Genomic DNA, 25,633 nt, shown 5'->3' on the forward strand with positions numbered 1-25,633 from the left:
GTCCCACCCCGGCAAGGGTGACTAGGATTGAAAAAAGCTTGATATAATAGCATTTTCAATTCAGTCACCTACTGCCAAATTGAAAAGGAGCCTGAGACATCTATTTATGTCTCAGGCTCGCCTTTTTAACTAATCGAACGTAATGGTTTGTGGTGTGTCTAATTTTTTATCGTTCATAATTTTTATGGATTTTGGTATTACTTTAATTACACACAAGTTTGGATCATCCTTAGAGTCAAAAAAGGACTTATCTTGTTTGTTCCAAATCCAATCAATAGTCTCTTGATCTTTCAGTATTTCAACATTAGCATCAATTTCTAGAAAACTACGATTATTCGTTTCATCGTAACCTATAAGTACATGAGCTTTGGGATTATCTTTAAATTCAGCAATTTTTTTAGACTCAATGCTTGTCTTAGTATAAAGTGTGTGTCCATCATTATAAAATACCATGTATCTACTATTAGGTGTATTGTTATGTGCAGTAGATAGGACACCTATTTTTGATGTATTTAATATATTTTCAATTTCATTTTGTAATTGTTCGTTATTCATAATTTAATCACCTCTGATAATAATATACCCTGAAGTTGCCTATAATATGTAAGGTATTAAAATTTATTTTATTTTTTAGTGAATTATACAAAAGCTAAAACGGGTATATGATTGAAAACACAATCTTAAGTTAAAGGACAATTATAAAGTGAATTTGTATGAAACAAGCTGGGAGGCAATAAAATGCATTTAGGAGTCATACTTAACAGAGTTTTTAGAACGAAAGATAATCCACTTTTTCAATATATAGTGAAGCATCAAAATGAGATAAATAAATTGTATTTTATCTTACCTTTAGAAGATTTAACTGACGCATCAGAAGTAAAACGTGACTATTACCATAAAGTTGTAAAAGGATTTGTAAATGCTTTAGATAAGCATGATATACAACCTTATATTGTCACATATGAAAAGCTAGGTGAATTAGCAGAAACATTGGCGTTATCTCACGTATTAGTAGCAAAAGATATTATGAGTTATCACAAAGAAATATATGACTATCCTCATGTAAAAAAGGCTTTTGAAAATCACCAAGTTACAGTAATTGGACAGCGCGTGAATCATTACTTTGAGCCAACAAAGACTTTTAATAAACAGCAACAGCCTTATAAAGTATTTACTAGTTTTTATAAAGCAAATCGTCAGGACTTAGTACACACCCCTAAAAAAAGTTATCAATTTAAGCAGTTGTCTCAAATTGCGGAAAAGGGTTCAAATCAAAGTGACTTAAAATTTGAAAATAATAAAGATATAGAAAAGTTAGCGCGTAAAGATTGGGATGATTTTTTAAATGGTGACATAGCTCATTATGATAAATTGACTGACGATGTGTCGCAGGATTTTGTAAGTGGATTAGGTAAATATTTAGCATATGGACTACTCGATATTCGTGAAATTATAAATGATTTACTTGAAGATTATGAGAGCGATGAAAAAAATTATGAAGCTTTTATAAGAGAGGTTCTATTCCGTGAATTTTATTATGTGTTAATGACACAGTATCCAGAAACGGCAACTAAATCTTTTTCTGAAAAATATCGAAACATGCAATGGTCGTATAATAAAACACATTTTGAAGTATGGAAAAAAGGTCAAACTGGTTACCCAATCGTTGATGCTGCAATGAAGAAGCTGAATCGTACAGGATATATGCATAATCGCTTACGAATGGTCGTAGCACAATTTTTAACGAAAAATTTATTTATTGATTGGACTTGGGGGGAGGAGTACTTTAGACAGTATTTGATAGATTATGATAATGCATCTAATGTACATGGATGGCAGTGGTCAGCATCAACTGGAACAGATGCAGTGCCTTATTTCAGAATGTTTAATCCTATACGTCAAAGTGAGCGTTTTGATGCGCAAGGGTATTTTATTAAAACACAGCTAGAAATATTCAATGATGTGAGCAGTAAATACATTCATGATCCAACTAAATATAAAGACAAGTTACAAGAAATTTATCATATTGAAATTGGAAAAGATTATCCACAGACTATCGTGAATCATAAAAATAGTAGAGATTATGTTATGGATAAATTTAAGCAATTTTGACATATCATCCAATAAAAAGGAGTGATTCATTTGTTGAAAAATGAAATACATCGTATTTATTTAGACAAAAATAATAATGAGGTAACTATTAATAGATTTAATGTGACATATCACTATACTATATTAGAACAAATTAATGATTTGCCACAATATGGTTATGCAGTTTTAAACCATTTATATGCTAATCCTGGTTTAGAGGCAGACTTCGAGCGTGTGTTCTTAAATAGAGATAAACATCTAGAGAATACTGAAGGGTTTGAAAATCTATTATTTCTAAAGCCACATAGTACACATGAACATCATGTTATCATTACGTTTTGGCAAGATGAAGCAGCTTACAAACATTGGCAAGAGTCTCAGGAATATAAAGCATCCCATAAAAATAGAGGAACCAAGCAAGGTGCTGATAAATCTATTGTAAACAGAAACCTATCATTTAATATTAGTTTAGAATTTAAATAACATAATTTTTGAATTAAATGATATTTCTGCAAACATATAGGCGAGTTATTTAAATACTAACTTGCCTATTTTTTAAGCGATATAAAAATTTTAGCAAAATCACTGATAAGGGGAAGCGTATCACAAGTGATGCGTTTTTTTGATAAGATTCCCTTGTTAATGACATTAGTAAAAATTATAAGTTTTGACCCAAAATTGTATATGTCACGTAAATATACTTTTTGTCCCTCTTAGGTTTGAATTCAGTTTTGACTATCAGCCACTTTCCATTAGTATGTGATTCATTAAATTAATGATTTAACGCATACCCTATTTATTGGAAACAAGCAATGCTATATAGGAAAACTATAGATAAACCTGAATTTTTAGAAATAACGATTACATATGCGATGATTATTGTGCCAGTTATATTTATCTAAATAATTAATCATTATCATTTGCCAAATGGACATAAAATATATACGATGCTTCAAGATGTCTTTTAACTAGTTCTTGAGAATTTGTTCTAAATATCTAGAATGAAAGTCTTATTTTATTATAAATTCATAAGACACTTACGTACTAAAATCAGACACTTAGGAAATAATTAATAATATGACAACATAATATTATATTAATAAAGTTGTGCAAAAAATATTTTCTAAGGAGTGTCTTTTAATTATGAAGAAATTCGTTTCTAAGTCAATTTTAGGTAGTATGTCAGTAGCATCTTTACTAATGGTGGCAAGTCCAGCAATTTATGCCGCAGAACAAAGTGCTGAAAAACCAACAGCAGAAAGTCTTCAAAATAACGACCAAGAAAACATTAAAGAAGTTACTACATATGAAGATTTTAAAAATGCAGAAGGACCTGTAAGCATTAATCCAGCTAACTTATCTGATAAACAACTTGAAGAACTTGGCCAAAACCCTCAACAAGTTAAAGAGGAATTTGGAATAAGTAAAGATGGTATTCAAAGAGAAGCAACTAAACAGTGGTCTCAAAAAATATCTAAAAACCAACTCGCAGGTGGTGCAGCAACAATTGGTGGAGTTATAACAATTGTTAGTGGATTATTAAGTGGTGGAACAGTTGCTACTGTTTCAGGTGGCGCATTTAGTGTAATTTCTGGAGTTATAACATCTTCTAAACATAATGGTGTAACTGTTGGTGGCACAGCTACTAAAAGATTAGTTAGAGAAAATCCTTATCAAAAACCAGTTAAGAAATGGGTATACAAAATCACATGGGCAAAACCTTATTAATATAAACACAAAAGAGGGGATAATACCCCTCTTTTTAATTTAAAAAATTATTCCTAATAATATTAAAATTGAACTAAGGATAAATAAAATTGAAGCAATCTTTTCACGTTCAAAAAGATATATTGACGTTGAAAGAGTAAATATGAATAAAAATACTAATCTAAAAGTTTCTCCGAATGAAAATACATCAATGAAATCTAATAAGAATCCTAGAAAAAAGATTACACTTATTATGAATAAAGCCGTCTGATAGTTTTTCCAATCCTTCATTTGAACTCTCCTTTATATATATATTCTTTCTTTATCATACTTACATAAATTAAACAAAAAGTAAAATCTACATTCTTTTTTTAAAAATTATATTTCAAGCAACTTCTTTAAAAATACTCTCCTTATCACTTACATATTCATTTTTGTAGATATAAATATATAGAAATTACTACTTAACTAATCGGAGGATATTTATATGGCTACAAACAATGTAATTCAATTACCTACAAATAATCGTTTACCAAAATCTTAATCATTAATGGTAGGGATCAAGTCGGAAAAGATTCATTTATTAATGAAGTAGATAAACAAACTAAGTATAGACACATTAAACGTAGTTACTGTAGGTGCTAATAAGAAAAAGTAAAAACGATGAGTGAATTACATATAACGCCAGATATGACTCAAAATGAGTGCAAGTTAAAGCGTAATAACCTTTTAATTTTACCTGGAGGAACGAACTGGAATGACCAAGTACATCAGCCAATCATAGAAAAGGTTGGAAGTGCATTAGAAGAAGGCGTTGTTATTGCTGCAATTTGTGGTGCAGTGGATGCTTTAGCTAGTAGTGGCTATTTAGATACTAGGAAACACACGAGTAATAATTTAGAATATACTAAAATGATATGTCCTAATTATAAGGGTGAAAAATATTTTGAAATGAGGTCGGCTGTGTCTGATAAAAATTTAATTACTGCGTCAGGTATTGCGCCAATAGAATTTGCTAAGGAAGTTTTGAAAAAGGTAAACGTATTTGAATCATATACATTGGAATACCGGTATAAGTTGAATAAAATGCATAAAATTGAAGATTTTCATCAGTTAATGAAATCAATTGATTTATTCAAATAGCTTAAAACAGCCCTTCATCAATATGAAGGATTTATATTGTAGATAACCGCATATTATAGGAGTATTTTTGATTTAGTCAAAGATATTTATGTTCTGAAATATCAATTTTCAATAAAAGCATCAGTACAATTAATAAAATAAATGATGGGAACCAAACAAAGTTTAAATTTAATATACTTAGATAAATACAGAGTGCAAGGGCTGGGAGACCTAAAGCATTTCCCAGGGAATAAATGTGTTTTACAGTATGACTCGAATATGTTGTAACAACGATTTTCCTGAAAATAATTCTTGCGCCACCAAAAATGAAACCGAACAATAACATTAATAGCAATTTAAGTACAAGCGCGTCTGCAGCCCAATACCACAAGACAGTGATAGAAATACTTACTATAAAAAATAAGTGTAACCAATTATGAGATAGAAATTTACTGAGTATCATCCCAATCAAAGCCATTCCTAGACCTAAAGCACAGTCTAATAGTGCGACTTCATGAACTTCTCCACTTTTAAAGGTTGTAAAAGTAGGTAACATGAAGTTGATAGTTCCTAATATTGGCCACATAAGCATACTTATGAAATAATGTATAAATTTTACAGATTCTTTAGTATGAACTTCCTCATCTTTAGAAAGAAGTTGATTATCCTTATGTTGTTTCCTAATGGCAAAGTAAAGAAGTAGATAGGTCAAGGCATACATTAAAAATATCCAACGCAGAGCAATAAATGTAATGATGACTGAAACAAATAAAGGACCGATCATTAAAGCAACTTGATTTATTGTCATTGAAAGTGAAATATATTGGTTAATAAATCGTTCACTTTTCTTTTCAACTAATTGTGAAAACCAAAATTCTAAACTTGTTTCCAACAGAAAAAATATAACCCATAAAGTAAAGTTTAGAATAATTAATTGCAGTGCATTTTGATAGCATACCGTTATGACAATGACTATATAAAATAGAATTATGAAAGATAATTTTGTAAGGGCAGCACCTGAATAATTTTTAAAGAATAACTTTATTAGAAATGGAGTGAATATTGCTGGAACAAATGAAAGAATTGTAGCAATTGCTAATTCACTGGTAGATTCAGGGTTTGCTAGTTCCCAATTTATAATGAGGATTAAACCACCGCAAATAAATCGGTATAGCGCAGTAATGGTTAAATAGTTAGTCATTGTGAGCATCACTGCAATCAAAAATCTTATTTGCTAATGCATTGGCTCTGTTAATATGTTTGTATGTTTTTGTAGTTGGTAACTCAGGCCAGTTAAACTGAATAAGCCCCTCACGATTACTCCAATTTTCAGGATCAGTTACGGTATCCCCAATATTTTTAAAGACATTTATTTTTTTGATTTCGGTATCTTTTGATACATCTGGATAATGAATGTGCATTATCTTACCTTTTTGTGCTTTCATAAACGCTATGGCAGATGCTTTTTTGGGCGTAAATGCATATGTAGGCTTTACTTCATTATTGATATACATAGATATATGAAGTTTGTAGGGGTTAATGTCATAAGAAGATTCGACTAAATCCATAATAGCATCGCCACCAGGTCTAGCTGCAGCTTCTATGACATAGAGGTTGTTGTCTTTTATTTTTATTTCAACATGAGCGATGCCAAGCGTAATACCTAAAGATTTACAGGCTTGTATTGCAAGGTCTTTAATATTTGTATCCTTATACCTGAAACTGGGAACTAAATGACCCATTTCAGTAAACCACGGTCTAGGTGATAAATATTTCTCTGTAACGGTAATGACTTCATAGAAATTGTGGCCGCACAATACTTCAACTGAAACTTCGTCATCACTATCAATAAATGCTTCGATTAGGAATTCACTCTTAGATACTTGAAAGTCGTCTGCATAAATCTCCATCGTTTGTTTCGATTTAGTATAGGCATCCATACATTCTTGTTTATTATTAGCTAAATAAACACCGCCACTACCTCCAAAATCAACTGGCTTTATAATGACTGGAAAATTAAATTCATTCATGAGCTGTTTTAATTGTGAAGCATTATCAAAATACATAGACTTTGGTGTGGGAATATTAACTTGATCAAATATGGATTTCATGATGTGTTTATTTCTACACGCATCGATAACTTGTTCATCAAGGTAAGGCAAACCGTAGTCTTGATTTAGTCTGTTGGCTACTTTTAGCGTCCAATCATTTAAAGGAACGATAGCTTTTGGTTCGTAACCTTGAGATTTATGATAAGCTATTTCACTTTTTAATTCTTCATAGCTTAAAGGATTGGCATTTATACAATAATCAAAATATGAATTATATTGATATTTCGCATTTTTAATAGCTGTCCAAATTTGAAAATCTCCGATTGCTTTACCCCCTGCATAAGAGCGTTCTCTAAGAAACTGATCTGCACCTAACAACAATAGATATGCTTTCATATTAGCCTCCTCGTTTTATGAAATATTTATTATATAAAAATAATACCATATAAATTTAAGTTATAAAATGATAGAGTAATGAATTGTAGAATGTCTTTATAGATGCTTCTTAGAAGAAGTTAGCTTTAAAAATATAAACTCAAGAATATTTACTTAATATATATAGTAGTTTTTGTTAGCGCTTAAACAAGGAGGGTTAAAATGGTATTATAGTTCTGACTTAGGAGACACATTACTTTGGCTAAAAGAACTTACAACTTCCTCTGAGGAGAATATAAAAACAAAGAAACCGTATAAAAATTTTTACCCTTACGTTTATATGTCTGAACATAAGGATAGTGTAATAATATTATTCTTATATAGAGTAAAAATTTTAATGTTGAAGGAGATTGTTAATTATGGTCAATAAAGTCGTTTTGGAACAAGCTGCTCAAGAATTTAGTGAAGCTAATAAACCACATCCTCGTATTTATGAATTAGAGCCTAAAGATGGTAGAGCTTTACTAGAAGAAGTGCAATCATCCTCAGTCGAAAAATACAATGTAGATATTGAAGATACAACATTTACAACTGAAAAATATGGAGATGTGCCAGTGCGTTTTATACGTCCAGAAGGAAATAAAGATACACTGCCTGTCATTTTTTATATACACGGCGCTGGTTGGGTATTCGGTAGTACTAAAACACATGATAAATTAGTTAGAGAGTTAGCCGTAAGAACGAATTCGGTCGTTGTTTTTCCAGAATATACACTTTCACCCGAAGCGAAGTATCCAACAGCAATTGAACAAAATTACGATGTTTTACAACAATTAAAAGAAGTTGCTGATGAGAAAAAACTAGATATCAATAAGCTTACAGTTGCAGGGGACTCAGTGGGCGGTAATATGGCTACGGTTATGACAATAATGACCGAACAACGCCAAGGCTTACCAATCAACCAACAATTACTATACTATCCAGTAACAAATGCTGAGTTTGATACTGAGTCATATAATCAATTTGCTGAAAACTATTTTTTAGCTAAAGAAGGCATGAAGTGGTTTTGGGATCAATATACGACAGATCCTAAGGAAAGAGCAGAAATAACAGCTTCTCCTCTTCGAGCATCAATAGAAGATTTAAAAGAGTTACCGAGTGCCATGATTTTAAATGCTGAAGCTGATGTATTACGTGATGAAGGTGAAGCGTATGCGAACAAACTAAGAGAAGCTGGCGTAGAGGTAACACAAATGAGATTTCAAGGTATTATTCATGATTTTGTTATGGTAAATTCTATGGATCAAACAAATGCGACACGCGCTGCTATGGACGTATCGACAAAATGGATTAATAAAAAGAATAATCAATAATAAAATCGTTAATTTATCATATATAAATTGATGTTATATAAAGTGGATCAATGAAAGGAATTGATTCACTTTTTTAAAATTCAAAAGGAGTTGTCAACATGCAAACAGTATTAGGAAGTAATGGACAAATTGGACAAGAAATAGCAAAGGAAATTTATAATAACTATACTAAAGATATTCGATTAGTTGGCAGAAAGCCTAAAAAAATTCATGATACTGATGAATTAGTAGCAGCAGATTTAATGAACTACGAGGATACTTATAAAGCCGTTAAAGGAAGCGAAATTGTATATTTTGCTGTGGGTCTACCTGCTAATTCAGAAATGTGGGAAAATAAATTTCCTATAATTATGGAAAATGTAGTTAAAGCATGCCAAGAAACAAATACTAAGTTAGCATTTTTTGATAATACATATATGTATGAGAAAAACGCTGACGTTCAAGTAGAAAATAGTCCGTTTGTTCCAGTAGGTAGAAAATCACAAGTTCGTGCTAATATGGCTGAAATTTTGTTGTCAGCTATGAAAGACAAATCTATTGATGCAGTTATTGGCCGAGCACCAGAATTTTATGGGCCTGGATTGACTCAAAGTATAACGAATTCTTTAGTATTTAATCGAGTGAAAAATGATAAACGAGCATTTGTTCCTGTAAATGACGCTGTATTACGGACGCTTATTTGGACTCCGGATGCAAGTCGCGCTTTAGTACTATTAGGTAATACGCCTGATGCATATGGTGAAACTTGGCATTTACCGACCGATGACAGTATCACTTATAAAGAAATAATGAGTAAAGCAGAAAAGATATTAGGTAGAAAAATTAATTATACGATTGTACCGATGTGGCTATTTAAAATAGGTAGTTTATTTAACCAACAAGTTAAAGAACTTACAGAGTTGTTACCAAGATATAAGTATGACAATGTCTTTAAATCTAACAAATTTAAAGAAAACTTTCCTGACTTTAAAGTTACAACATATGAAGAAGGTATTAGAAATATTTTAAAAGGAGATTAAAGTAATGAAAAAAATTATGATAGTTAATACAAGTACCGATTATTTTGAAGGCAGCAGTAAAGCGACAGGACTATGGCTTGGAGAACTTGTTCATTTCTATGATCATTTTAACTCTAAAAATTATCAAATTGATTTATTTAATATTAACGGGGGGAGTACACCAATTGACCCGGTTAGCTTAAAACCATTTATGTTAGATAGTATGACTAAAAAGTATTACAACAATGAATCATTTATGGGTGTGTTAAGTAATTCTCAATCTATAAATGAAGCAAAACCTTCCGAATATGATGTGATTTACTTTACTGGCGGGCATGGGGTAATGTTTGATTTCCCTAATAATGAAGCCATACAACATGCAATAAATGAAGTTTATAATCATGGAGGTATTGTTGCTGCAGTGTGCCATGGTATAGCTGCGTTACTGAATGTAAAAGATGAAAATGGCAGGTACTTTATTGATAATAAAGAAATAACTGGTTTTTCTAATACTGAAGAAATTTTAGCTAATCGTAAAAAAATCGTACCATTTATGTTAGAGAATGAAATAAAAAAACGTGAAGCGTTTTACAGTAAAGCCAAAGTGCCATTTATTCCCTATGTTAAAGTTGACAATAGACTGGTTACCGGACAAAATCCACAATCACCAAAACAAGTTGCACAAGCTGTTGATAATATACTTAATAAAAATTAAGCTGAGCAAATTTTGCTCAGCTTTTTAAAACCCCCATTTTAACGGTAAATTATTAAACGCAATCGTCCCTTTGATGAAAGGGACAAAATATAAATAAATTGTCTATCTGGAGTTAGAAATTCTATCGCTGTGGGGGTCTTAGAATACAGAGGATTTACAAATATTGTTAACATGAGAGAAGGCTATCAAGCATTCCCAGCATTATTTAAATAATTATGACAATAATGAGTTATTTTTAAATTTAGGTATTATTTCTATGTAAATGTATGATGAAATAAAATTGCTTCACTATTTTTAATGGAGATGAAGATTACGATGAATTTTCAGTAACAATAAAATTCATCTAAATTTATGTAATGGGACTTAATTACTTTATTAGTATACAAACTATAAATATTAGCAAGTAGGAGAGAACAGTATAATTTCTGTTCTCTCCTATTAATTTATTATATTTATTATTTATCATCATCAAACCAATAGATAAAGTAACATAAGATAAATGATGTTAAAAATAACTTCCCAAATACAAAAGTTTGTTTATGAAACGAGTAAGAAAATCGTTAATTATTAGGCTATTTTTAGCTTCATTTTTTGATAATTATCTTTATCTAATTTACTAATACTAGTGGGAACGGTTAATAAAAATTTTTAGAAAGTAATGACAATCTATATTTTAAAGTTAAATGATACATATTTCATTAATTAATTTCTCTTTATCACTTTCATTTAATTCGTTATCGCAGATTAATACATCAAGTTCGTTAAAATCACATATTTTTATAGTCACAGTTTTATTTAATTTACTACTGTCTGCTGTAAGGTAATTAATTTTAGACATTTGTAATATTCTGCGACGTGTTTCAACTTCTTCTAAACTGTAATCAGTAATGCCATTATTTGAGGAAAAACCACTACAACAAATAAATGATTTTTCAATATTTAACCGATCAAAATTAAATAAAAAATCAAAACTTGTAATAGATTGTTCTGATTTACGCACTTTTCCTCCTATGCTAATTACTGTGTGACCTTGGTTTAATGTTTGTAACATGACCGGGATAGAATTAGTAATGATAGTTAGGTTCTCATGATAAGTTAAGTTTTTAGCAATTTGTAAAGTAGTAGAGCCACTATCTAAAAAGATACAATCTCCATTTTTAATTTCATTGGTTGCTTTTTTAGCAATCTCTTCTTTCTTAGCTAAGTTTAAAGATAAGCGTTGTTCAATCATTGATTCCCCATTTTGCTCTTTTTTGATACGGATGCCTCCATATTCTTTAGTAATCAAATCTTCTTTAGCTAATTTTTGAACATCTCTTCTTAATGTTTCCATAGAAATATCTAAATTTTCTTGTAACGATTTCAATTTCATAAAATCGTTTTCTTCAAGTACTTTAATTATTTTACGTCTTCTTTCAGTAGGTAACATAGTGGAATCCTCCTAAATTATATAGTAATATATTAAACAGTTGGTAATTAATTAGTCAACACTTAATCATTTTTTACATTTGTTTAACATGAGGTTAATAAACAATTTGTATACTTTTAGTATAGCAAATTGGAGGTGCTACATTGTTAGAATTAAAAAATGTTTCAAAAAAATATAAAAATAATGAAGTTCTAAATGATATTAACTTAGCTATCAACAATGGAGAAATTGTTAGTTTACTTGGCCCGAGTGGTTGTGGCAAAACAACGTTATTAAATATGATTTTAGGTTTGACAGAAGTAAGTGCTGGAGAAATTATTTATAATAATGAAGTTATTCAAAATAAGCCAATGCACAAACGTGATTTTAATATTGTATTTCAAGATTATTGCTTGTTTCCACATTTAAATGCTTACGAAAATATAATTTACGGTTTAAAAAATTTGAAGAAAAATCCATATGATAAAAAGGTGACTGATTTAATAGAATTGCTCGAGCTTAGACCACATTTATATAAAAAGATACATGAATTGTCAGGAGGGCAAAAGCAACGTGTATCTATTGCAAGAACGATTGCTATGGAACCTAAAATTTTATTGATGGATGAGCCGTTGAGCGCATTAGATGGTGTAATTAAAGAATCTATTAAAGATATGATTCAAAAAATAGCAAAAACACTAAATTTAACGACAATCATTGTAACCCATGACCCAGAGGAAGCCTTAACTATGGCTGATAAGGTGGTTGTAATAGAAAATGGAAAGGTAGCACAATTTGGTACGCCAGATAATATTATTAATGAACCGAAAAATAAATTTGTCGAACAATTTATTTTAGACCAGCTTAAAGTGAAAAGAAATCATATTTATCAACTATTTGGAGCATCCTATGGTGCCTAAAATTTATAGTCAGCGTATATTATTTACACTTATTATTTTATTTTTTCTTATATTTCTTGTTATACCTATTATTTTCTTATTAGGACGTTCAATTATCAGTGATGGTCAACTTAGCTTACATTATTATGATGATATTTTAAATAACAAAACTATAGTGACTTCATTATTTAATAGTATCAAAATATCGTTGTTAGCGGCTACTGTGACAACTATATTAGCTTTTTTTGCAGCTTATACAATTCATATGACACACGGAGCGAGTTGGGTTAAAACATATAATAAAACAATGGTGTTGTTACCAATGCTTGTACCGACAATTACATATGGTTTTATACTTATGTATCTATTTGGTAATGAGGGGATATTAGCTCGTATATTAGGTGATGCACCATTTACGATTTATGGTAAAAATGGTCTTTTTATTGGTTATGTAATCTATACATTACCAGCAGCCTATTTCATTATCTCAAATGCATTTAATTATGTAGACCATAGATTTTATTACATTTCACTAATTATGAAAGATAATAGGTGGAGACGTTTCTATCATACATTATTAAGACCATTATTAATTCCGATTGCAAATGCTTTTGTATTGTCATTTATATTAAGTTTTACTGATTTTGGGATTCCAGCATCGATAGGTGCGGATTATAACGTTATAGCAACCTCATTGTATCAAATGATTTTAGGATCTATACCTAAATTTGCAGAAGGTGCAGTAATTGCGGTACTAATGCTTATTCCAGCAGTCTCCGGCTTTATATTCTTGTCAGTGATAGAAAAATGGAATGTGAGACAACAAGGAGATAACCATACTAGTGTCAAAAAACGACCTATTCATGACAATATTATGAATGGTGCGAATTTTATACTGAGCACTGTTATTTTATTAATATTCATGGTTATGTTTATCGTACCTTTTACAGAACGTTATCCGTATCAATTGAACTTTACATTGATGCATGTAATTAAATTATTTCAAGATGATATTTTGATTCATATTTATATTCAAGCATTATTTGTAGCTGTAGCAACAGCAGTCTTTGGGACTATTATTAGTTTCTTTAGTGCGCTCATTACTGTGCGTACTCAATTATATGGGAAACAAGTGTTGAAAATGATGTCGATGGTTACGAATACCGTTCCAGGAATGATTTTAGGTCTTTCATATTTATTGTTTTTCCAAAATAGTAGCATTAAAGGCACATTTCTTATCATTATTTTGAGCATTGTAGTGCATTACTATACGACACCATTCTTAATGGCTAAGTCTGCGTTAGATAAGCTAGATCCCTCGTGGGATACAACAAGTACATTAATGCGAGATACTTGGATGGAGACAGTATTCAAAATTATTATTCCTAACATGAAAACAACTATCGTAGAAATGGTTAATTATTATTTTATCAATGCAATGGTAACTATTAGTGGTGTGATCTTTTTAGTGTCGACATCGACACAAATCGTATCTACACAAATTAATCAGCTACAACACTTTAATCGCTTTGTAGATATCTTTATCCTTTCAATTTTGATTTTTCTTACTAATGTTATTGCGCGACTGTTAACGAGTTGGTGGCTAAAGTCACAAAGTAGAAAAGGGGAGAGCTAAATGAAATGGAAACTGTTTGTTGGTGTATTACTATGCCTAATACTGTTATATTTTTCGTATTTTGGTCTTGGCTCATCTACCGATAAAGTCGTCATTGCAACGAATTCTGATGAAGAAGCTATTACTGTTATGGAAAAAACTTTAGACCAACATGGCTTTAAAGGAGAATATATTATTCAGCCACATTCTACTGCTGAATTAGGAGGGAAAATGATTGCAGAAGGTAAAAATATTGAAGCAGATGTTGTTACACAATCTACTTATTACTTAGAAAGTGCACAAGATAAAAATAATATGTTTGCCTCAATGGAAGCAGAAAAACAGAAAAAGGCTATTGATTCCTTTCCTAATTATATAACTCCATTATTAGGAAATATGGGTTCCTTATTTGTGAATACTAAAGCGTTAGAAAAGCAAGGCTTACCTATTCCTAAAACAGTAAAAGATTTGACCCAACCTGAATACAAAAATCAAATTGCAATGCCAAATATTATGGAATCCTCAACCGGGTGGTTAGTCATTCAAAGCATTTTAGGACAATACGGTAATGACGAAGGTAGCAAAATTTTAGAAAAATTAATTGATAATACAGGACCTCATTTAGAAAGTTCAGGTTCTGGGCCACTTAAAAAAGTAGAGTCTGGGGAAGTAGCTGTTGGTATTGGATTAAGGGCCCAAGCCGTTAAATCTGAACAGAATGGAAATCCGATACATTTTATTGACCCTAAAGAAGGTAATTATTCACTAGTGGAAGCTGCAGCTGTAGTGAATAAGGGCGGTAAGAAACAACAGAAAGCACAGGAAATGGTTCAAACAATTCAACAACATGGCCGTGAAGATTTACTGAAAACATATCCAGTGCCTTTATACCAAGGGGAAGAAGTAGAGAGAGCACAGAAGCCTAAACATCCTAAAAAATGGGATGAACGCTTAACGGTAGAATTATTAGAAAAACATCAAGATATTTTTAATGATGCTAAAAAACGAGTAGAAAATAACTAAGGAGGCGTTTATTATGTCACAATATAAACTTTTAACACCAGGACCATTGACAACAACGGAAACAGTAAAAGCGCAAATGCTAGAAGATCGATGTACTTGGGACGTTGACTATAAAAGTCTAACACAGTTAATACGTCAAAAATTGTTAACAATAGGAATGACAGATCCGAGTAAGTATACGACAGTGTTACAACAAGGGAGCGGCAGTTTTGTAGTAGAGAGTGTACTACAGACAGCATTATCCGATGATGATCATATACTTATTATTAGCAATGGTGCGTATGGTGAAAGAATGGTTAAGATGGCGCAAGTAATGAAAAAAAGCGTTACTCCAGTCTATTTAGGATATAATGAAATACCAAATATCAATGAACTGAAGGAAATAATAGATAGTGACACCTCAATTACGCATATCGCATTTGTTCATTGTGAAACAACGACAGGTATTTTAAATCCAATCGAAGAAATATGCGAAATGGCTACTCAAAACAACTTGCAAGTAATAGTAGATGCAATGAGTAGTTTTGGCGGTGTCCCAATCAATATACAAGCATTAGATATTGACTATTTAATTAGTAGTGCTAATAAATGTATTCAAGGTGTGCCAGGATTTGGATTTGTTATCGCCAAACGAACATCATTAGAACTATGTGAAGGGAACGCATCGAGTGTCTCCCTAGACCTTTATGATCAATGGAAAAATATGGATATAGATGGAAAATGGCGTTTTACTTCACCCACACACGCAGTTGGAGCTTTCAGACAAGCCATTATAGAATTAGAAGAAGAAGGCGGTGTAGAACAACGATATCAACGATACCAAAGTAATAATACGTATATTATCAATGAAATGAAGAAAATTGGATTTGAACCTTATGTTAAAAGTACAGTACAATCACCAATTATTACTACATTTTTATATCCTAATGAATCGTTTGAGTTTAAAGCTTTTTATGAATATATGAAACAGAGGGATTTTGTATTATATCCTGGTAAATTAATGGAGACACCTTCATTTAGAATTGGTAATATTGGCGATTTACATCGAAATGACTTTGAATTAATGATTAAATTAATAAAACAATATCGAATAATGAGAGGGGAATAAATATGACTAAAATCAAAGGAATTATATTCGATTGGGCTGGTACTACAGTTGACTTTGGGTGCTTTGCGCCTGTAAATGTATTCATAGATATCTTCAAAGAAGCTGGTATTACTGTAAAAATAGAAGAAGCACGTGAACCCATGGGTATGTTAAAAAGAGATCATATTCAAACTATGTTAGAAATGCCAAGAATACAACAATTGTGGCAAATGCAATACGGCAAAGTACATAGCGAACAAGACATAGATCATTTATATAATCAATTTGAAAAGTTATTAATGAAGAATTTAAAATCATTTACTGATCCAATAATTAATGTGACGGAAGTCATAGACGATCTTCGAGAAAAAGGATATGTTATTGGTTCTACAACAGGATATACAAGAGAAATGATGAAAATAGTGAGTTCAGCTGCGAAAGAAAAGGGATATGCACCTGACCATATTGTAACAGCTGATGATGTGGGGGGGTATGGTAGACCCTATCCATATATGATTTTTGAAAATATGCGCCAACTCAAATTACAATCGGTTCATGAAGTAATAAAAGTAGGAGATACTGTATCCGATATCAAAGAAGCAGTTAATAGTGGTGTTACAGCAGTGGGTATTATTAAAGGCAGCTCAGTTGTTGGATTAAGAGAAAATGAGTGGGATGATTTGAATAAAGAGGAAAAAAATAAAATTATAGAAGAAACAAAACAAAAATTTATAGCTAATGGGGCAGATTATGTATTACAAGATATAACAGAATTACCGCTATTATTAGAAGAATTAAATAAAAAAGAATAAAACATTAAAGACATTCTTTATTTACTAAAATAATCTCAAACATAGAATGTAAAATAAAGACACTTTCGTTGAATTCATCTTTAGAATGAGTTTATTCGGAAGTGTTTTTCTATGAAAATTATCAAATTCGTTAACATAAGGGAATAAATTTCTTCCTCTCGAAATATTCAAGATTTTTAAACTAAGTATTATGGGTTTAATAACAATTTTTATTAAAAAATATAATTATGAAAGATTTAAGAGCATTACTTTAATATGTATATTTTTCTATTAATCATCAATTATGTTAATAAAAAGTGAATATTAAATGATTGGGGAATAGATGAAATTGTTTGTATGTATAATGCTTTAATTATACCCTATAAGGGTATATAATGTTATGATAATTAAAAGTATGGAGTTAAGGAGGTTTTAATTTGTCAAACCATGAACATCATGATCACTATGACAACCATGACCATCATAGTGATCACGAACATCACCATCATGGTGAGTTTAAAGTTAAATTTTTTGTCTCATTAATTTTTGCGATACCTATCATTGTTTTATCACCAATGATGGGAGTTAAATTACCATTTCAATTCACATTTTCAGGCTCTGAATGGGTAGTGTTAATACTTGCTACAATTTTATTCCTTTATGGCGGTAAACCATTCTTAATTGGCGGTAAAGATGAACTTAAAGTTAAAAAACCAGGAATGATGACACTAGTTGCTTTAGGAATTTCAGTAGCTTATATTTATAGCTTGTACGCTTTTTATATGAATAACATTAGTAGTACACCAGATCATACGATGGACTTTTTCTGGGAATTAGCTACATTAATTTTAATTATGTTATTAGGTCATTGGGTTGAAATGAATGCGGTGGGAAATGCTGGAGATACATTGAAGAAAATGGCAGAGCTTTTACCTAATAGTGCTTTTAAAGTAACGGATAATGATCAACGTGTAGAAATTAAAATATCAGACATCGTTATTGGGGATATCGTTGAAGTGAGAGCCGGAGAAAGTTTTCCTTCAGATGGAATTATCGTTCAAGGTCAAACATTTGTAGATGAATCATTAGTCACAGGGGAATCTAAAAAAATACAAAAAACCCACAATGACTATGTTATTGGGGGTTCTATTAATGGATCAGGAACTATACAGGTTGAGGTTACAGCTGTAGGTGAAGATGGTTACCTTTCCCAAGTGATGGAGCTTGTTAATCAAGCGCAAAATGATAAATCAAAAGCTGAGTTATTATCAGATAAAGTCGCTGGTTATTTGTTCTATTTTGCGGTAAGTATTGGTCTGATTGCATTTATCGTGTGGATGTTTATTCAAAATAATATTGATTTCGCATTAGAACGCCTAGTAACTGTATTAGTAATTGCTTGTCCCCACGCATTAGGCTTGGCAATACCTTTAGTAACTGCTCGTTCTACTTCGATAGCTGCCCATAATGGCTTAATCATTAAAAATAGAGAGGCTATAGAACTAGCACAATATATAGACTATGTAATGATGGATAAAACTGGCACACTTACAGAAGGAAATTTTTCAGTTAATCATTTTGAAAGTTTGCAAGCTGACTTGAGTGATGATGCAGTAATAAGTCTGTTTGCATCGTTAGAAAGCCAATCTAACCACCCGTTAGCAATAGGTATTGTAGATTTTGCGACAGAGAAAAACATTTCATACGTTGAACCTCAGGATGTGAATAATATTTCAGGTGTAGGGTTAGAAGGCATAGTTGATAATAAAAAGTACAAAATTACAAATGTTTCTTATCTTGATAAATATGAATTTGATTATGACAAAGACTTGTTTACAACATTAGCTCAACGAGGTAATTCTATTAGTTATTTAATTGACGAACAACTAGTTATTGGTATCATCGCACAAGGAGATAAAATTAAAGTAAGTTCTAAACAGATGGTAGCTGATTTATTATCCAGAAATATCACACCAGTCATGCTAACAGGCGATAATAAAGAAGTAGCGCATGTTGTTGCCAAAGAATTAGGTATCAATGATGTACAAGCACAATTAATGCCAGAAGATAAAGAGAGTATCATTAAAGATTATCAAAGTAATGGTAAGAAAGTAATGATGGTTGGTGATGGTATCAATGATGCTCCTAGTCTTATAAGAGCTGACATTGGTATAGCAATTGGTACAGGTACAGATGTTGCCGTTGAGTCAGGTGATATTATTCTTGTTAAAAGTAATCCATCTGACATTATCCATTTCTTGACGCTTTCAAAAAACACCATGAGAAAGATGATTCAAAATTTATGGTGGGGTGCAGGATATAATATAATAGCTGTTCCCTTAGCCGCTGGTATTTTGGCTTTTATAGGTTTAATTCTCTCTCCAGCTGTAGGAGCAGTGTTAATGTCACTAAGTACAGTTATCGTTGCAATTAACGCCTTCACGCTGAAATTAAAATAGTAGATAGGAGTTTTTATCATGATTAAAAAAGCGACTTTTCTTATATTAGCATCAATTTTAGTATTATCTGCTTGCTCAAATAGCAAGGAACAAAATGAAGAATCTAAAGACCAAAAACATGAAAACCACATGAATCACAATAGTGAAAGTAAAGCTCTAGAGGATATGACATCAACTAAGAAAGGGAAGTTTAAACCAGGAGATAAAGTGACTATAACAACAGCTCATATGCCAGGCATGAAAAGCGCAGAAGCTACAGTTAAAGGTGCCTACAAAACGCATGCTTATGTTGTCAGTTATAAACCTACAAATGGGGATGAAAAAATAAATAATCATAAATGGGTCGTAAATGAAGAAATTAAAGATGCTCCTGAAAAAGGGTTCGAAAAAGGCGCTACAGTTAAATTAGAAGCTGATCATATGGATGGTATGAAAGGTGCACAAGCTAAAATAGATGATGTAAAAAACACAACTGTCTACATGTTAGATTATAAATCGACAAAAAATAATAAGATGGTTAAAAATCATAAATGGATGATAGGTGATGAACTAAAACCTCGTTAAATACAATATTAACATCTATAATTAAATGTTTAAGAATATACTTTTGAAAATAGATGATTGAAAATAAAACAACCTATTTTTGTACCTATAAATTAATTTAATCAACAATATAATATTTTTCATTTTTGACAAAGAACCTCTTAACTATAAATTAAGAGGTTCTTTAGCTATTTATGTCTATAGACGATCGCATTTATTACGTGATCATAAGGTAGAAGAAAATAATTTACTATGGGAAAAACAAAATTTACAGTAGAAGAAATTGCTAAACAAACTGGAGTAATTAGACCAACTGTATATAGGTTACTAAAATAATATATTTTCTATAATTAAAAAATTAAGCTCTTCCAACTATAAATAATGCAATTTTCTTAGCTAATGCTTCTTTCTCTATCGTGTCATTGCTATCAGCTAACTGTAATGCGGCTTCATGAACCATTTGTGCAAAAATAGGCACAAATATTTCTTTTTCATTATCTTCATAAACACCTTTCAAACTTATTGTTAAAACATTAGTCAACTCGTTTAGCATTTTTTCTCTCATTTGAGGTAATGCTAATCCAGCATAGCTACTTCTGCATTCAATATTAGGTTCTTGATAAAAATCATGAACTGCTAAAATGAGTTGACTTATATTTTCTTCGTTAAAAATCATGTTTTCCGAAATATAGTTCTCAATAGAAACTGTGGCAAAACCTTCCATAACATAGTCGATTAAGTCATATTTATCTTCAAAGTGCGCATAAAATGTTGCTCTATTTACTTTGGCCCCTTTTGTGATATCTGCTATTGTTATTTTCTCAAAATCTTTTTTATCTACTAAACTAAAAAAGGCGTTAATCAATGATTGTTTCGTATGTGTCACTCTCAAATTTTTTACTTTTTCTGCCATTTGAATCATCTCCTCAACAATTTAAAGTACTTGTTGCTATAGCAACATTTAAGCATGGTTTGTTGATTGTTATACCACTTTATTAGCTGTATATTTTACTTAAAGCAACACTTTGTTGTTTTAATATATCATAGACAAGGAGCTACTTAAAATGAAAACATTAGTCATTGTAGGAGCAGGTACTGGTTTAGGACTATCTATAGCTAAAAAATTTGGTGCTGAAGGATTTAGAGTAGCAACTATTTCTCGAAATGCTGCGAAATTAAAAGTTATTCAAGAAGAACTGAGTAATTTAAACATTGAGACAAAAACTTATATAGCAGATATCACAGACTTGGAAGCATTAAAACAATCTATCCAAACAATTAAAATTGAGTTTGGTTCGATTGATGTCATAGAGTTTAGCCCTTACGCCAAAGAAGATAAATTTACAAATATATTAGAAACTACGCCAGATAGTGTATCAGAAATGTTAAAAACTTATCTATTCCCATCAATTCAGTTGGTTAACGACGTTTTACCAGATATGATAAATAAAGAGGATGGGGCAATTCTATTTACAACAGGTGTATCTACAATATTCCCTTTACCTTTTGCTGGAAATGCTGGAATTATAGGAGCTGGCTTACGTAATTATGCTGAAAGCCTCTACACTCAACTGGAAGATAAAAACATATTTATAAGACATCTTTCAATAGGAACAGTGATAGAACCTGGAACAGTAGGAGACCCAAATTTGATTGCAGAAGCATGGTATAATTTATATAACCAAAGAGAAAAGTTTGAAGAAACCTTCCCAAAAGATCTTAAACAATCTGATATTTTCTAATTTGTGTATTGTGCTTAAATGATAAAAATTTATTTTTATATTAATTAAACAATTTATGTTTTACTGTATTAGGATGTTATAAAACATTTATCAAGTGAATAACATAGACTAGCCCCTCACTATCAGCAATAGTGAGGGGTGTAGGTTTTACTAATCGTCTATTTAATTACATCGGTGTAGCTAATACATAAATGTTGCATTAATATAATTACTGATGACGAGCGTTACGTGAACAAGGGATTTAAATATAGATAATGCTTTTCTCTCAGGGGCTAATTTGATCCTGAGAGAAAGGCAACTAAAGTATTATATAGTTTGTGAATGTTATAAGTATCATACTTTCCTTAAGTAAATATATATTAAATAGAGTATATAACTTCACTGTTGCATATAGTCATTTCAATTAAATCATCATTCAATACTACGTTGGTGTCCAGTGGGTTTTTATTTAATATTACAAAATCAGCTACGTTACCTTTTTTTATAGCTCCTTCGTAATCGTCCGTATTATTCAATTTAGCAGCGTCTATAGTCATTTTTTTATATGCTTCGCTACGTGTTAAACGTTGATTTTCACCTAAAACTTTTCCGTTTTTTGTGATCCTATTAACTGCAATTTGAATTGATTCTAAAGGAGAAATCGGTGTAACAGGTGCATCTGTATGAATTGTGAATGTCATATGCGCATCTTCAGCCCATCTTAATGGGTCTAAATTTTGTGCTTTATCTTCACCTAAAAATACATCACGATGTAAATCTCCAAAATAATATACATGGTTGATAAAGAAAGAACCACCAATGTTGTGTTCAGCCATTTCTTTAATATCATCCTGTGTGACTGTTTGTAGATGTTCAATACGATTTAATAAAGGTGTTTTTTTATAATCAGCTGTAGCTTTATAAGCGTTAATGACTGACTTAGCAGCAAAATCACCATTAGCATGCGTCACGATATTAAATCCTAATTTTTGAAAATGTTTAAATATATCAATTAATTTGTTGTTATTCATTAGTGGTCCAGGCGCTTCACTGCCATCCAAGTACTTATTACGAATTGATGCAGTTTGTAATTGTATAGAGCCATCGCTAAAGCATTTAACTCCACCTAAATGTCCCATACCATTACTTATATTATTTAACTTTTCTTCAATTTCGTTAGCATGAATATTTTTTAAATTGTTATCTTGTTCTAATAATTCATGGCTTAACATCCAACGTGTACGAATTCTTTGAGGAGATTCTAAGAATTTAAGTACGCCTTCATAATCTATATAACCTCTACTTCCGATTAATAAATCAGATGTGTTAGTTATACCACTTTTAACATAGTCATCTACAGCTAAATTCATTGTATAGATAGTATCTTCTGGTTTAGCCTCAGGTAAAACACGTTGTAATTTTGCAGTTGCTGGAATTTCAATTAATACACCATTAACTTTGCCATGTTGGTCACGCTCATAGTAGCCACCCTCAGGATCTGGGTCATCCAAACTAACCCCCATATATTCTAAAGCTTTTGTATTAACAGTAGCCATATGCCCTGAATAGTGCATAACGCATATAGCAATATCTTCTGAAATTTTATCTAAATCAAAGCGATTAGGATGTCTTTGTTCTTCTAATGATTTTTCATTATAACCGAAGCCCATAACCCAACCTTTTTTGTATAAATTTTCTTTTTGTACTTTGAATTGCTGAATTAATTCATCTATATTAGAAATTTTATTTGCAGAACAATCTACCATTGTTTTTGTAGTACCATATGCTGTGGGATGACTATGAGTGTCAATAAAACCTGGTGTAATCCATTTTTCTTCTAAATCAAGTGCCTCATTATCTCTTATAATTGAATCTTGGGGTATAATTTGATCAATATATCCCTCTTTTAAATATAATGTAGCAAGATAAGGCTTGTTATCTATCATATCTAAAATATTTGCATTAATTATCTTTGAAATTTTCATTTAAAAACCACCTATTTTTTTATTAATAGAAACTCATTGAATACCTTATTCTTAAAGTAATAATTTTTCAACAATTTATAGTTTACTATTTACACTAATGTGTATAAGTTATGATAAATAAGAATTTATAAAAACAAAAGACGCTAAAAGAGCAATATTTATGTGTGTTTTGTATGACTTAGTGATTTAGCTATCTTTTGCCAGGATATAAAGCTATACCGGGAAATATTAATAAACTCCCAATTGCTATAGTTAATGATGTTAATGGAAATTATGGATATCAAATATCAAAGCAATTAAACAAAAGTTTACCTTTTGATAATATTAATAAAAATATTAAATACGTAGAAGCAAATAAAGAACTAAAGAAATAAAACACAATAAGGTGAACGTTTTCCTGTTTCAGGAGGAGCTTTTGCTTTTAGTTTGTTAGTTAAATTTTTAATGCCAAACATTTTAAATATAGATAAGTCGTATAATATGCCATGCCAAGACATTCTAGCTAATAAACATTTCTTAAATATATACATACTTCTAAGTTCTTTAGCTTGATTAAAAGGCATTGTTTCTTGTGATTTTTTATTATAACCAAATTCACCGTAAATAAAGATGATTTAAAGGGGTGTAAAATCTCTAGAAATCAATTAATACAATTTGCTGGTTTAATGAGGTTAAGAATTGTTGATTAAAACAACGTCAAAAAATTTTTTAGATTTTAGTGATAAATCAATTGGTGAAGCTAAAAAAAATCAAAACCTATTTTTTCGCATATACCATCTATTGTCGCTTCTATTTGCTGACAAGATAATAAGCGCAATCTAATCGATAATAACTGATACTGTGATATTACTAACAACCTTAAACGTACTTACGTTGACAAATTTATTCATGTGGAATAACTAAAAATAAAATCTTATTCTGCAGTTTCCCCGCCATCAACGGGGAGGTTGATCCCTGTAATAAAAGAAGATTGTTCAGAACATAACCACACTGCGGCATTCGCTTGTTCATTCGGTATGCCCATACGGCCCATTGGAATAGCAGATTCAAAAGCTTTTGCTTGTTCTTCTGCATCTTGACTCCAATTTTCTACAGCTGCTGTTTTTGTCATACCAGGACAAATTGAGTTAATGCGTATGTTTTGTTTGCCAAATTCTAGTGCCGCACTTTTAGTTAACCCATTAACGCCGTGTTTAGCAGAAATATAAGGCGTTAAACCAGGTGTTCCAACTAACCCACCTGTAGATGCTGTATTAACAATTGCGCCTCCACCAGATTCAAGCATAGCTGGTATCTCATATTTCAAACATAAAAATGTACCAGTTAAAGTAACATCTATTACACGCTGCCAATGTTCTGTGTCAATTTCTGTTACTGGGGCCGTTGGAGCACCGATGCCTGCGTTATTATGTGCCCAATCCAATTGACCAAATTGTTTAACAGTTTGGTCAATTAAATTTTTAACGTCTTTTTCTTCGGCTACATTACACTTAATAAATTGTGCTTCTCCACCTTCGTTTTGAATGAGTCTTACAGTTTCATATCCTGCCTCTTCAGAAATATCTGATACGACAACTATCGCACCTGCTTTTGCAAAGGCGATAGCACTTGCTCTACCAATGCCATTACCTGCTGCGGTTACAATACCAACTTTATTTTTCATTATTTAT

At 31.1% G+C, this 25,633-nt stretch carries 23 protein-coding genes and 3 pseudogenes; 18 read left to right on the plus strand and 8 right to left on the minus strand.

Annotation, left to right across the window (positions count from 1 at the left end; translation table 11 throughout):
• Window positions 1–129 precede the first annotated feature (129 nt).
• Entirely contained in the window at window positions 130–555 is a 426-nt protein-coding gene (locus LG295_RS00285; RefSeq protein WP_016911010.1) for a pyridoxamine 5'-phosphate oxidase family protein, read from the minus strand.
• 183 nt (window positions 556–738) lie between these two features.
• Between LG295_RS00285 and LG295_RS00290 the strand changes: the two genes are divergently transcribed.
• The 4 genes and pseudogenes from LG295_RS00290 (at window position 739) to LG295_RS00305 (ending at window position 4,941) form a co-directional block, all read left to right on the plus strand.
• Entirely contained in the window at window positions 739–2,112 is a 1,374-nt protein-coding gene (locus tag LG295_RS00290; protein WP_404476071.1) for a cryptochrome/photolyase family protein, read from the plus strand.
• A gap of 21 nt (window positions 2,113–2,133) precedes the next feature.
• Complete coding sequence (locus LG295_RS00295) at window positions 2,134–2,574, plus strand: antibiotic biosynthesis monooxygenase (protein ID WP_230623014.1); 441 nt, start codon at window positions 2,134–2,136, stop codon at window positions 2,572–2,574.
• A 660-nt stretch (window positions 2,575–3,234) separates the two neighbouring features.
• Window positions 3,235–3,819, plus strand: a complete 585-nt coding sequence (locus LG295_RS00300; protein ID WP_107557461.1) for a hypothetical protein — start codon at window positions 3,235–3,237, stop codon at window positions 3,817–3,819.
• Between the two features lie 574 nt (window positions 3,820–4,393).
• Window positions 4,394–4,941, plus strand: a pseudogene (locus LG295_RS00305) (DJ-1/PfpI family protein).
• Between the two features lie 76 nt (window positions 4,942–5,017).
• Here LG295_RS00305 and LG295_RS00310 read toward each other — a convergent pair.
• Window positions 5,018–6,121, minus strand: a complete 1,104-nt coding sequence (locus LG295_RS00310; protein WP_404476073.1) for a hypothetical protein — start codon at window positions 6,119–6,121, stop codon at window positions 5,018–5,020.
• Window positions 6,114–7,367 carry an acetyl-CoA carboxylase biotin carboxylase subunit family protein gene (locus LG295_RS00315; RefSeq protein WP_107557465.1) on the minus strand — a complete coding sequence of 418 codons (1,254 nt, stop codon included), beginning with the start codon at window positions 7,365–7,367 and terminating at the stop codon, window positions 6,114–6,116. Before LG295_RS00315 ends, LG295_RS00310 begins: the two co-directional genes overlap by 8 nt.
• Before the next feature lie 398 nt (window positions 7,368–7,765).
• Here LG295_RS00315 and LG295_RS00320 point away from each other — a divergent pair, with 398 nt between their 5' ends.
• The 4 genes and pseudogenes from LG295_RS00320 to LG295_RS00335 all read left to right on the plus strand — a co-directional run.
• Window positions 7,766–8,719: an alpha/beta hydrolase gene (locus LG295_RS00320; RefSeq protein WP_107557466.1), complete on the plus strand. Its 954-nt coding sequence runs from the start codon at window positions 7,766–7,768 to the stop codon at window positions 8,717–8,719.
• A gap of 98 nt (window positions 8,720–8,817) precedes the next feature.
• Window positions 8,818–9,738 (plus strand): NAD-dependent epimerase/dehydratase family protein, encoded by a 921-nt coding sequence (locus tag LG295_RS00325; protein WP_107557467.1) that lies wholly within the window; start codon window positions 8,818–8,820, stop codon window positions 9,736–9,738.
• A 4-nt stretch (window positions 9,739–9,742) separates the two neighbouring features.
• Entirely contained in the window at window positions 9,743–10,432 is a 690-nt protein-coding gene (locus LG295_RS00330; RefSeq protein WP_107557468.1) for a type 1 glutamine amidotransferase domain-containing protein, read from the plus strand.
• Between the two features lie 60 nt (window positions 10,433–10,492).
• Window positions 10,493–10,645, plus strand: a pseudogene (locus LG295_RS00335) (MBL fold metallo-hydrolase); the annotation flags it as partial.
• 466 nt (window positions 10,646–11,111) lie between these two features.
• Here the strand turns inward: LG295_RS00335 and LG295_RS00340 are convergent.
• Entirely contained in the window at window positions 11,112–11,861 is a 750-nt protein-coding gene (locus tag LG295_RS00340; RefSeq protein ID WP_107557469.1) for a DeoR/GlpR family DNA-binding transcription regulator, read from the minus strand.
• Window positions 11,862–12,004: 143 nt separating this feature from the next.
• Between LG295_RS00340 and LG295_RS00345 the strand changes: the two genes are divergently transcribed.
• The 8 genes from LG295_RS00345 to LG295_RS00380 all read left to right on the plus strand — a co-directional run bounded on the left by LG295_RS00345 (window position 12,005) and on the right by LG295_RS00380 (window position 20,593).
• Complete coding sequence (locus LG295_RS00345) at window positions 12,005–12,760, plus strand: ABC transporter ATP-binding protein (protein ID WP_069793302.1); 756 nt, start codon at window positions 12,005–12,007, stop codon at window positions 12,758–12,760.
• Window positions 12,750–14,375 carry an ABC transporter permease subunit gene (locus tag LG295_RS00350; protein ID WP_318832489.1) on the plus strand — a complete coding sequence of 542 codons (1,626 nt, stop codon included), beginning with the start codon at window positions 12,750–12,752 and terminating at the stop codon, window positions 14,373–14,375. The genes LG295_RS00345 and LG295_RS00350 overlap by 11 nt, the downstream gene beginning before the upstream one ends.
• Window positions 14,376–15,377 carry an extracellular solute-binding protein gene (locus tag LG295_RS00355; protein WP_107557472.1) on the plus strand — a complete coding sequence of 334 codons (1,002 nt, stop codon included), beginning with the start codon at window positions 14,376–14,378 and terminating at the stop codon, window positions 15,375–15,377.
• A 13-nt stretch (window positions 15,378–15,390) separates the two neighbouring features.
• On the plus strand, window positions 15,391–16,485 hold the full coding sequence (phnW, locus tag LG295_RS00360) for a 2-aminoethylphosphonate--pyruvate transaminase (RefSeq protein WP_107557473.1): 1,095 nt from the start codon (window positions 15,391–15,393) through the stop codon (window positions 16,483–16,485).
• A 2-nt stretch (window positions 16,486–16,487) separates the two neighbouring features.
• Window positions 16,488–17,276, plus strand: a complete 789-nt coding sequence (gene phnX / locus LG295_RS00365) for a phosphonoacetaldehyde hydrolase (RefSeq protein ID WP_107557474.1) — start codon at window positions 16,488–16,490, stop codon at window positions 17,274–17,276.
• A gap of 416 nt (window positions 17,277–17,692) precedes the next feature.
• Window positions 17,693–19,714: a heavy metal translocating P-type ATPase gene (locus tag LG295_RS00370; RefSeq protein WP_107557475.1), complete on the plus strand. Its 2,022-nt coding sequence runs from the start codon at window positions 17,693–17,695 to the stop codon at window positions 19,712–19,714.
• 18 nt (window positions 19,715–19,732) lie between these two features.
• Window positions 19,733–20,278 carry a YdhK family protein gene (locus LG295_RS00375; protein ID WP_107557476.1) on the plus strand — a complete coding sequence of 182 codons (546 nt, stop codon included), beginning with the start codon at window positions 19,733–19,735 and terminating at the stop codon, window positions 20,276–20,278.
• Between the two features lie 231 nt (window positions 20,279–20,509).
• The gene (locus LG295_RS00380) at window positions 20,510–20,593 is read left to right on the plus strand and encodes a helix-turn-helix domain-containing protein (protein ID WP_107557477.1); all 84 of its coding nucleotides are present in this window, start codon (window positions 20,510–20,512) and stop codon (window positions 20,591–20,593) included.
• A gap of 22 nt (window positions 20,594–20,615) precedes the next feature.
• Here the strand turns inward: LG295_RS00380 and LG295_RS00385 are convergent, their stop codons facing one another.
• Window positions 20,616–21,170, minus strand: a complete 555-nt coding sequence (locus tag LG295_RS00385; protein WP_325999241.1) for a TetR/AcrR family transcriptional regulator — start codon at window positions 21,168–21,170, stop codon at window positions 20,616–20,618.
• A 151-nt stretch (window positions 21,171–21,321) separates the two neighbouring features.
• On the opposite strand from LG295_RS00385, the gene LG295_RS00390 reads away from it, so the two are divergent.
• Complete coding sequence (locus LG295_RS00390; protein WP_107557479.1) at window positions 21,322–21,999, plus strand: SDR family oxidoreductase; 678 nt, start codon at window positions 21,322–21,324, stop codon at window positions 21,997–21,999.
• Window positions 22,000–22,358: 359 nt separating this feature from the next.
• Here the strand turns inward: LG295_RS00390 and LG295_RS00395 are convergent, their stop codons facing one another.
• Window positions 22,359–23,963: an amidohydrolase gene (locus LG295_RS00395; protein ID WP_107557480.1), complete on the minus strand. Its 1,605-nt coding sequence runs from the start codon at window positions 23,961–23,963 to the stop codon at window positions 22,359–22,361.
• A 197-nt stretch (window positions 23,964–24,160) separates the two neighbouring features.
• On the opposite strand from LG295_RS00395, the gene LG295_RS00400 reads away from it, so the two are divergent.
• Entirely contained in the window at window positions 24,161–24,337 is a 177-nt protein-coding gene (locus tag LG295_RS00400; protein ID WP_404476075.1) for a hypothetical protein, read from the plus strand.
• 93 nt (window positions 24,338–24,430) lie between these two features.
• On the opposite strand, the pseudogene LG295_RS00405 reads toward LG295_RS00400, so the two are convergent.
• A pseudogene (locus tag LG295_RS00405) lies at window positions 24,431–24,568 on the minus strand (pyridine nucleotide-disulfide oxidoreductase); the annotation flags it as partial.
• 308 nt (window positions 24,569–24,876) lie between these two features.
• Window positions 24,877–25,626: an SDR family NAD(P)-dependent oxidoreductase gene (locus LG295_RS00410; protein WP_107557481.1), complete on the minus strand. Its 750-nt coding sequence runs from the start codon at window positions 25,624–25,626 to the stop codon at window positions 24,877–24,879.
• Between the last annotated feature and the right edge of the window lie 7 nt (window positions 25,627–25,633).

The sequence above is a fragment of the Staphylococcus pseudoxylosus genome (assembly GCF_044794325.1).
In the GTDB taxonomy this organism is placed as follows: domain Bacteria; phylum Bacillota; class Bacilli; order Staphylococcales; family Staphylococcaceae; genus Staphylococcus; species Staphylococcus pseudoxylosus.

What these genes read in the sequence shown, in the direction of transcription:
- LG295_RS00325 (WP_107557467.1), top strand. Translation starts at nt 8,818, where the DNA reads ATGCAAACAGTATTAGGAAGTAATGGACAAATTGGACAAGAAATAGCA.
- LG295_RS00320 (WP_107557466.1), top strand. Translation starts at nt 7,766, where the DNA reads ATGGTCAATAAAGTCGTTTTGGAACAAGCTGCTCAAGAATTTAGTGAA.
- LG295_RS00290 (WP_404476071.1), top strand. Translation starts at nt 739, where the DNA reads ATGCATTTAGGAGTCATACTTAACAGAGTTTTTAGAACGAAAGATAAT.
- phnW (WP_107557473.1), top strand. Translation starts at nt 15,391, where the DNA reads ATGTCACAATATAAACTTTTAACACCAGGACCATTGACAACAACGGAA.
- LG295_RS00340 (WP_107557469.1), bottom strand. Translation starts at nt 11,861, where the DNA reads ATGTTACCTACTGAAAGAAGACGTAAAATAATTAAAGTACTTGAAGAA.
- LG295_RS00355 (WP_107557472.1), top strand. Translation starts at nt 14,376, where the DNA reads ATGAAATGGAAACTGTTTGTTGGTGTATTACTATGCCTAATACTGTTA.
- LG295_RS00350 (WP_318832489.1), top strand. Translation starts at nt 12,750, where the DNA reads ATGGTGCCTAAAATTTATAGTCAGCGTATATTATTTACACTTATTATT.
- LG295_RS00390 (WP_107557479.1), top strand. Translation starts at nt 21,322, where the DNA reads ATGAAAACATTAGTCATTGTAGGAGCAGGTACTGGTTTAGGACTATCT.
- LG295_RS00410 (WP_107557481.1), bottom strand. Translation starts at nt 25,626, where the DNA reads ATGAAAAATAAAGTTGGTATTGTAACCGCAGCAGGTAATGGCATTGGT.
- LG295_RS00285 (WP_016911010.1), bottom strand. Translation starts at nt 555, where the DNA reads ATGAATAACGAACAATTACAAAATGAAATTGAAAATATATTAAATACA.
- LG295_RS00380 (WP_107557477.1), top strand. Translation starts at nt 20,510, where the DNA reads ATGGGAAAAACAAAATTTACAGTAGAAGAAATTGCTAAACAAACTGGA.
- LG295_RS00375 (WP_107557476.1), top strand. Translation starts at nt 19,733, where the DNA reads ATGATTAAAAAAGCGACTTTTCTTATATTAGCATCAATTTTAGTATTA.
- LG295_RS00310 (WP_404476073.1), bottom strand. Translation starts at nt 6,121, where the DNA reads ATGACTAACTATTTAACCATTACTGCGCTATACCGATTTATTTGCGGT.
- LG295_RS00395 (WP_107557480.1), bottom strand. Translation starts at nt 23,963, where the DNA reads ATGAAAATTTCAAAGATAATTAATGCAAATATTTTAGATATGATAGAT.
- phnX (WP_107557474.1), top strand. Translation starts at nt 16,488, where the DNA reads ATGACTAAAATCAAAGGAATTATATTCGATTGGGCTGGTACTACAGTT.
- LG295_RS00330 (WP_107557468.1), top strand. Translation starts at nt 9,743, where the DNA reads ATGAAAAAAATTATGATAGTTAATACAAGTACCGATTATTTTGAAGGC.
- LG295_RS00300 (WP_107557461.1), top strand. Translation starts at nt 3,235, where the DNA reads ATGAAGAAATTCGTTTCTAAGTCAATTTTAGGTAGTATGTCAGTAGCA.
- LG295_RS00315 (WP_107557465.1), bottom strand. Translation starts at nt 7,367, where the DNA reads ATGAAAGCATATCTATTGTTGTTAGGTGCAGATCAGTTTCTTAGAGAA.
- LG295_RS00385 (WP_325999241.1), bottom strand. Translation starts at nt 21,170, where the DNA reads ATGGCAGAAAAAGTAAAAAATTTGAGAGTGACACATACGAAACAATCA.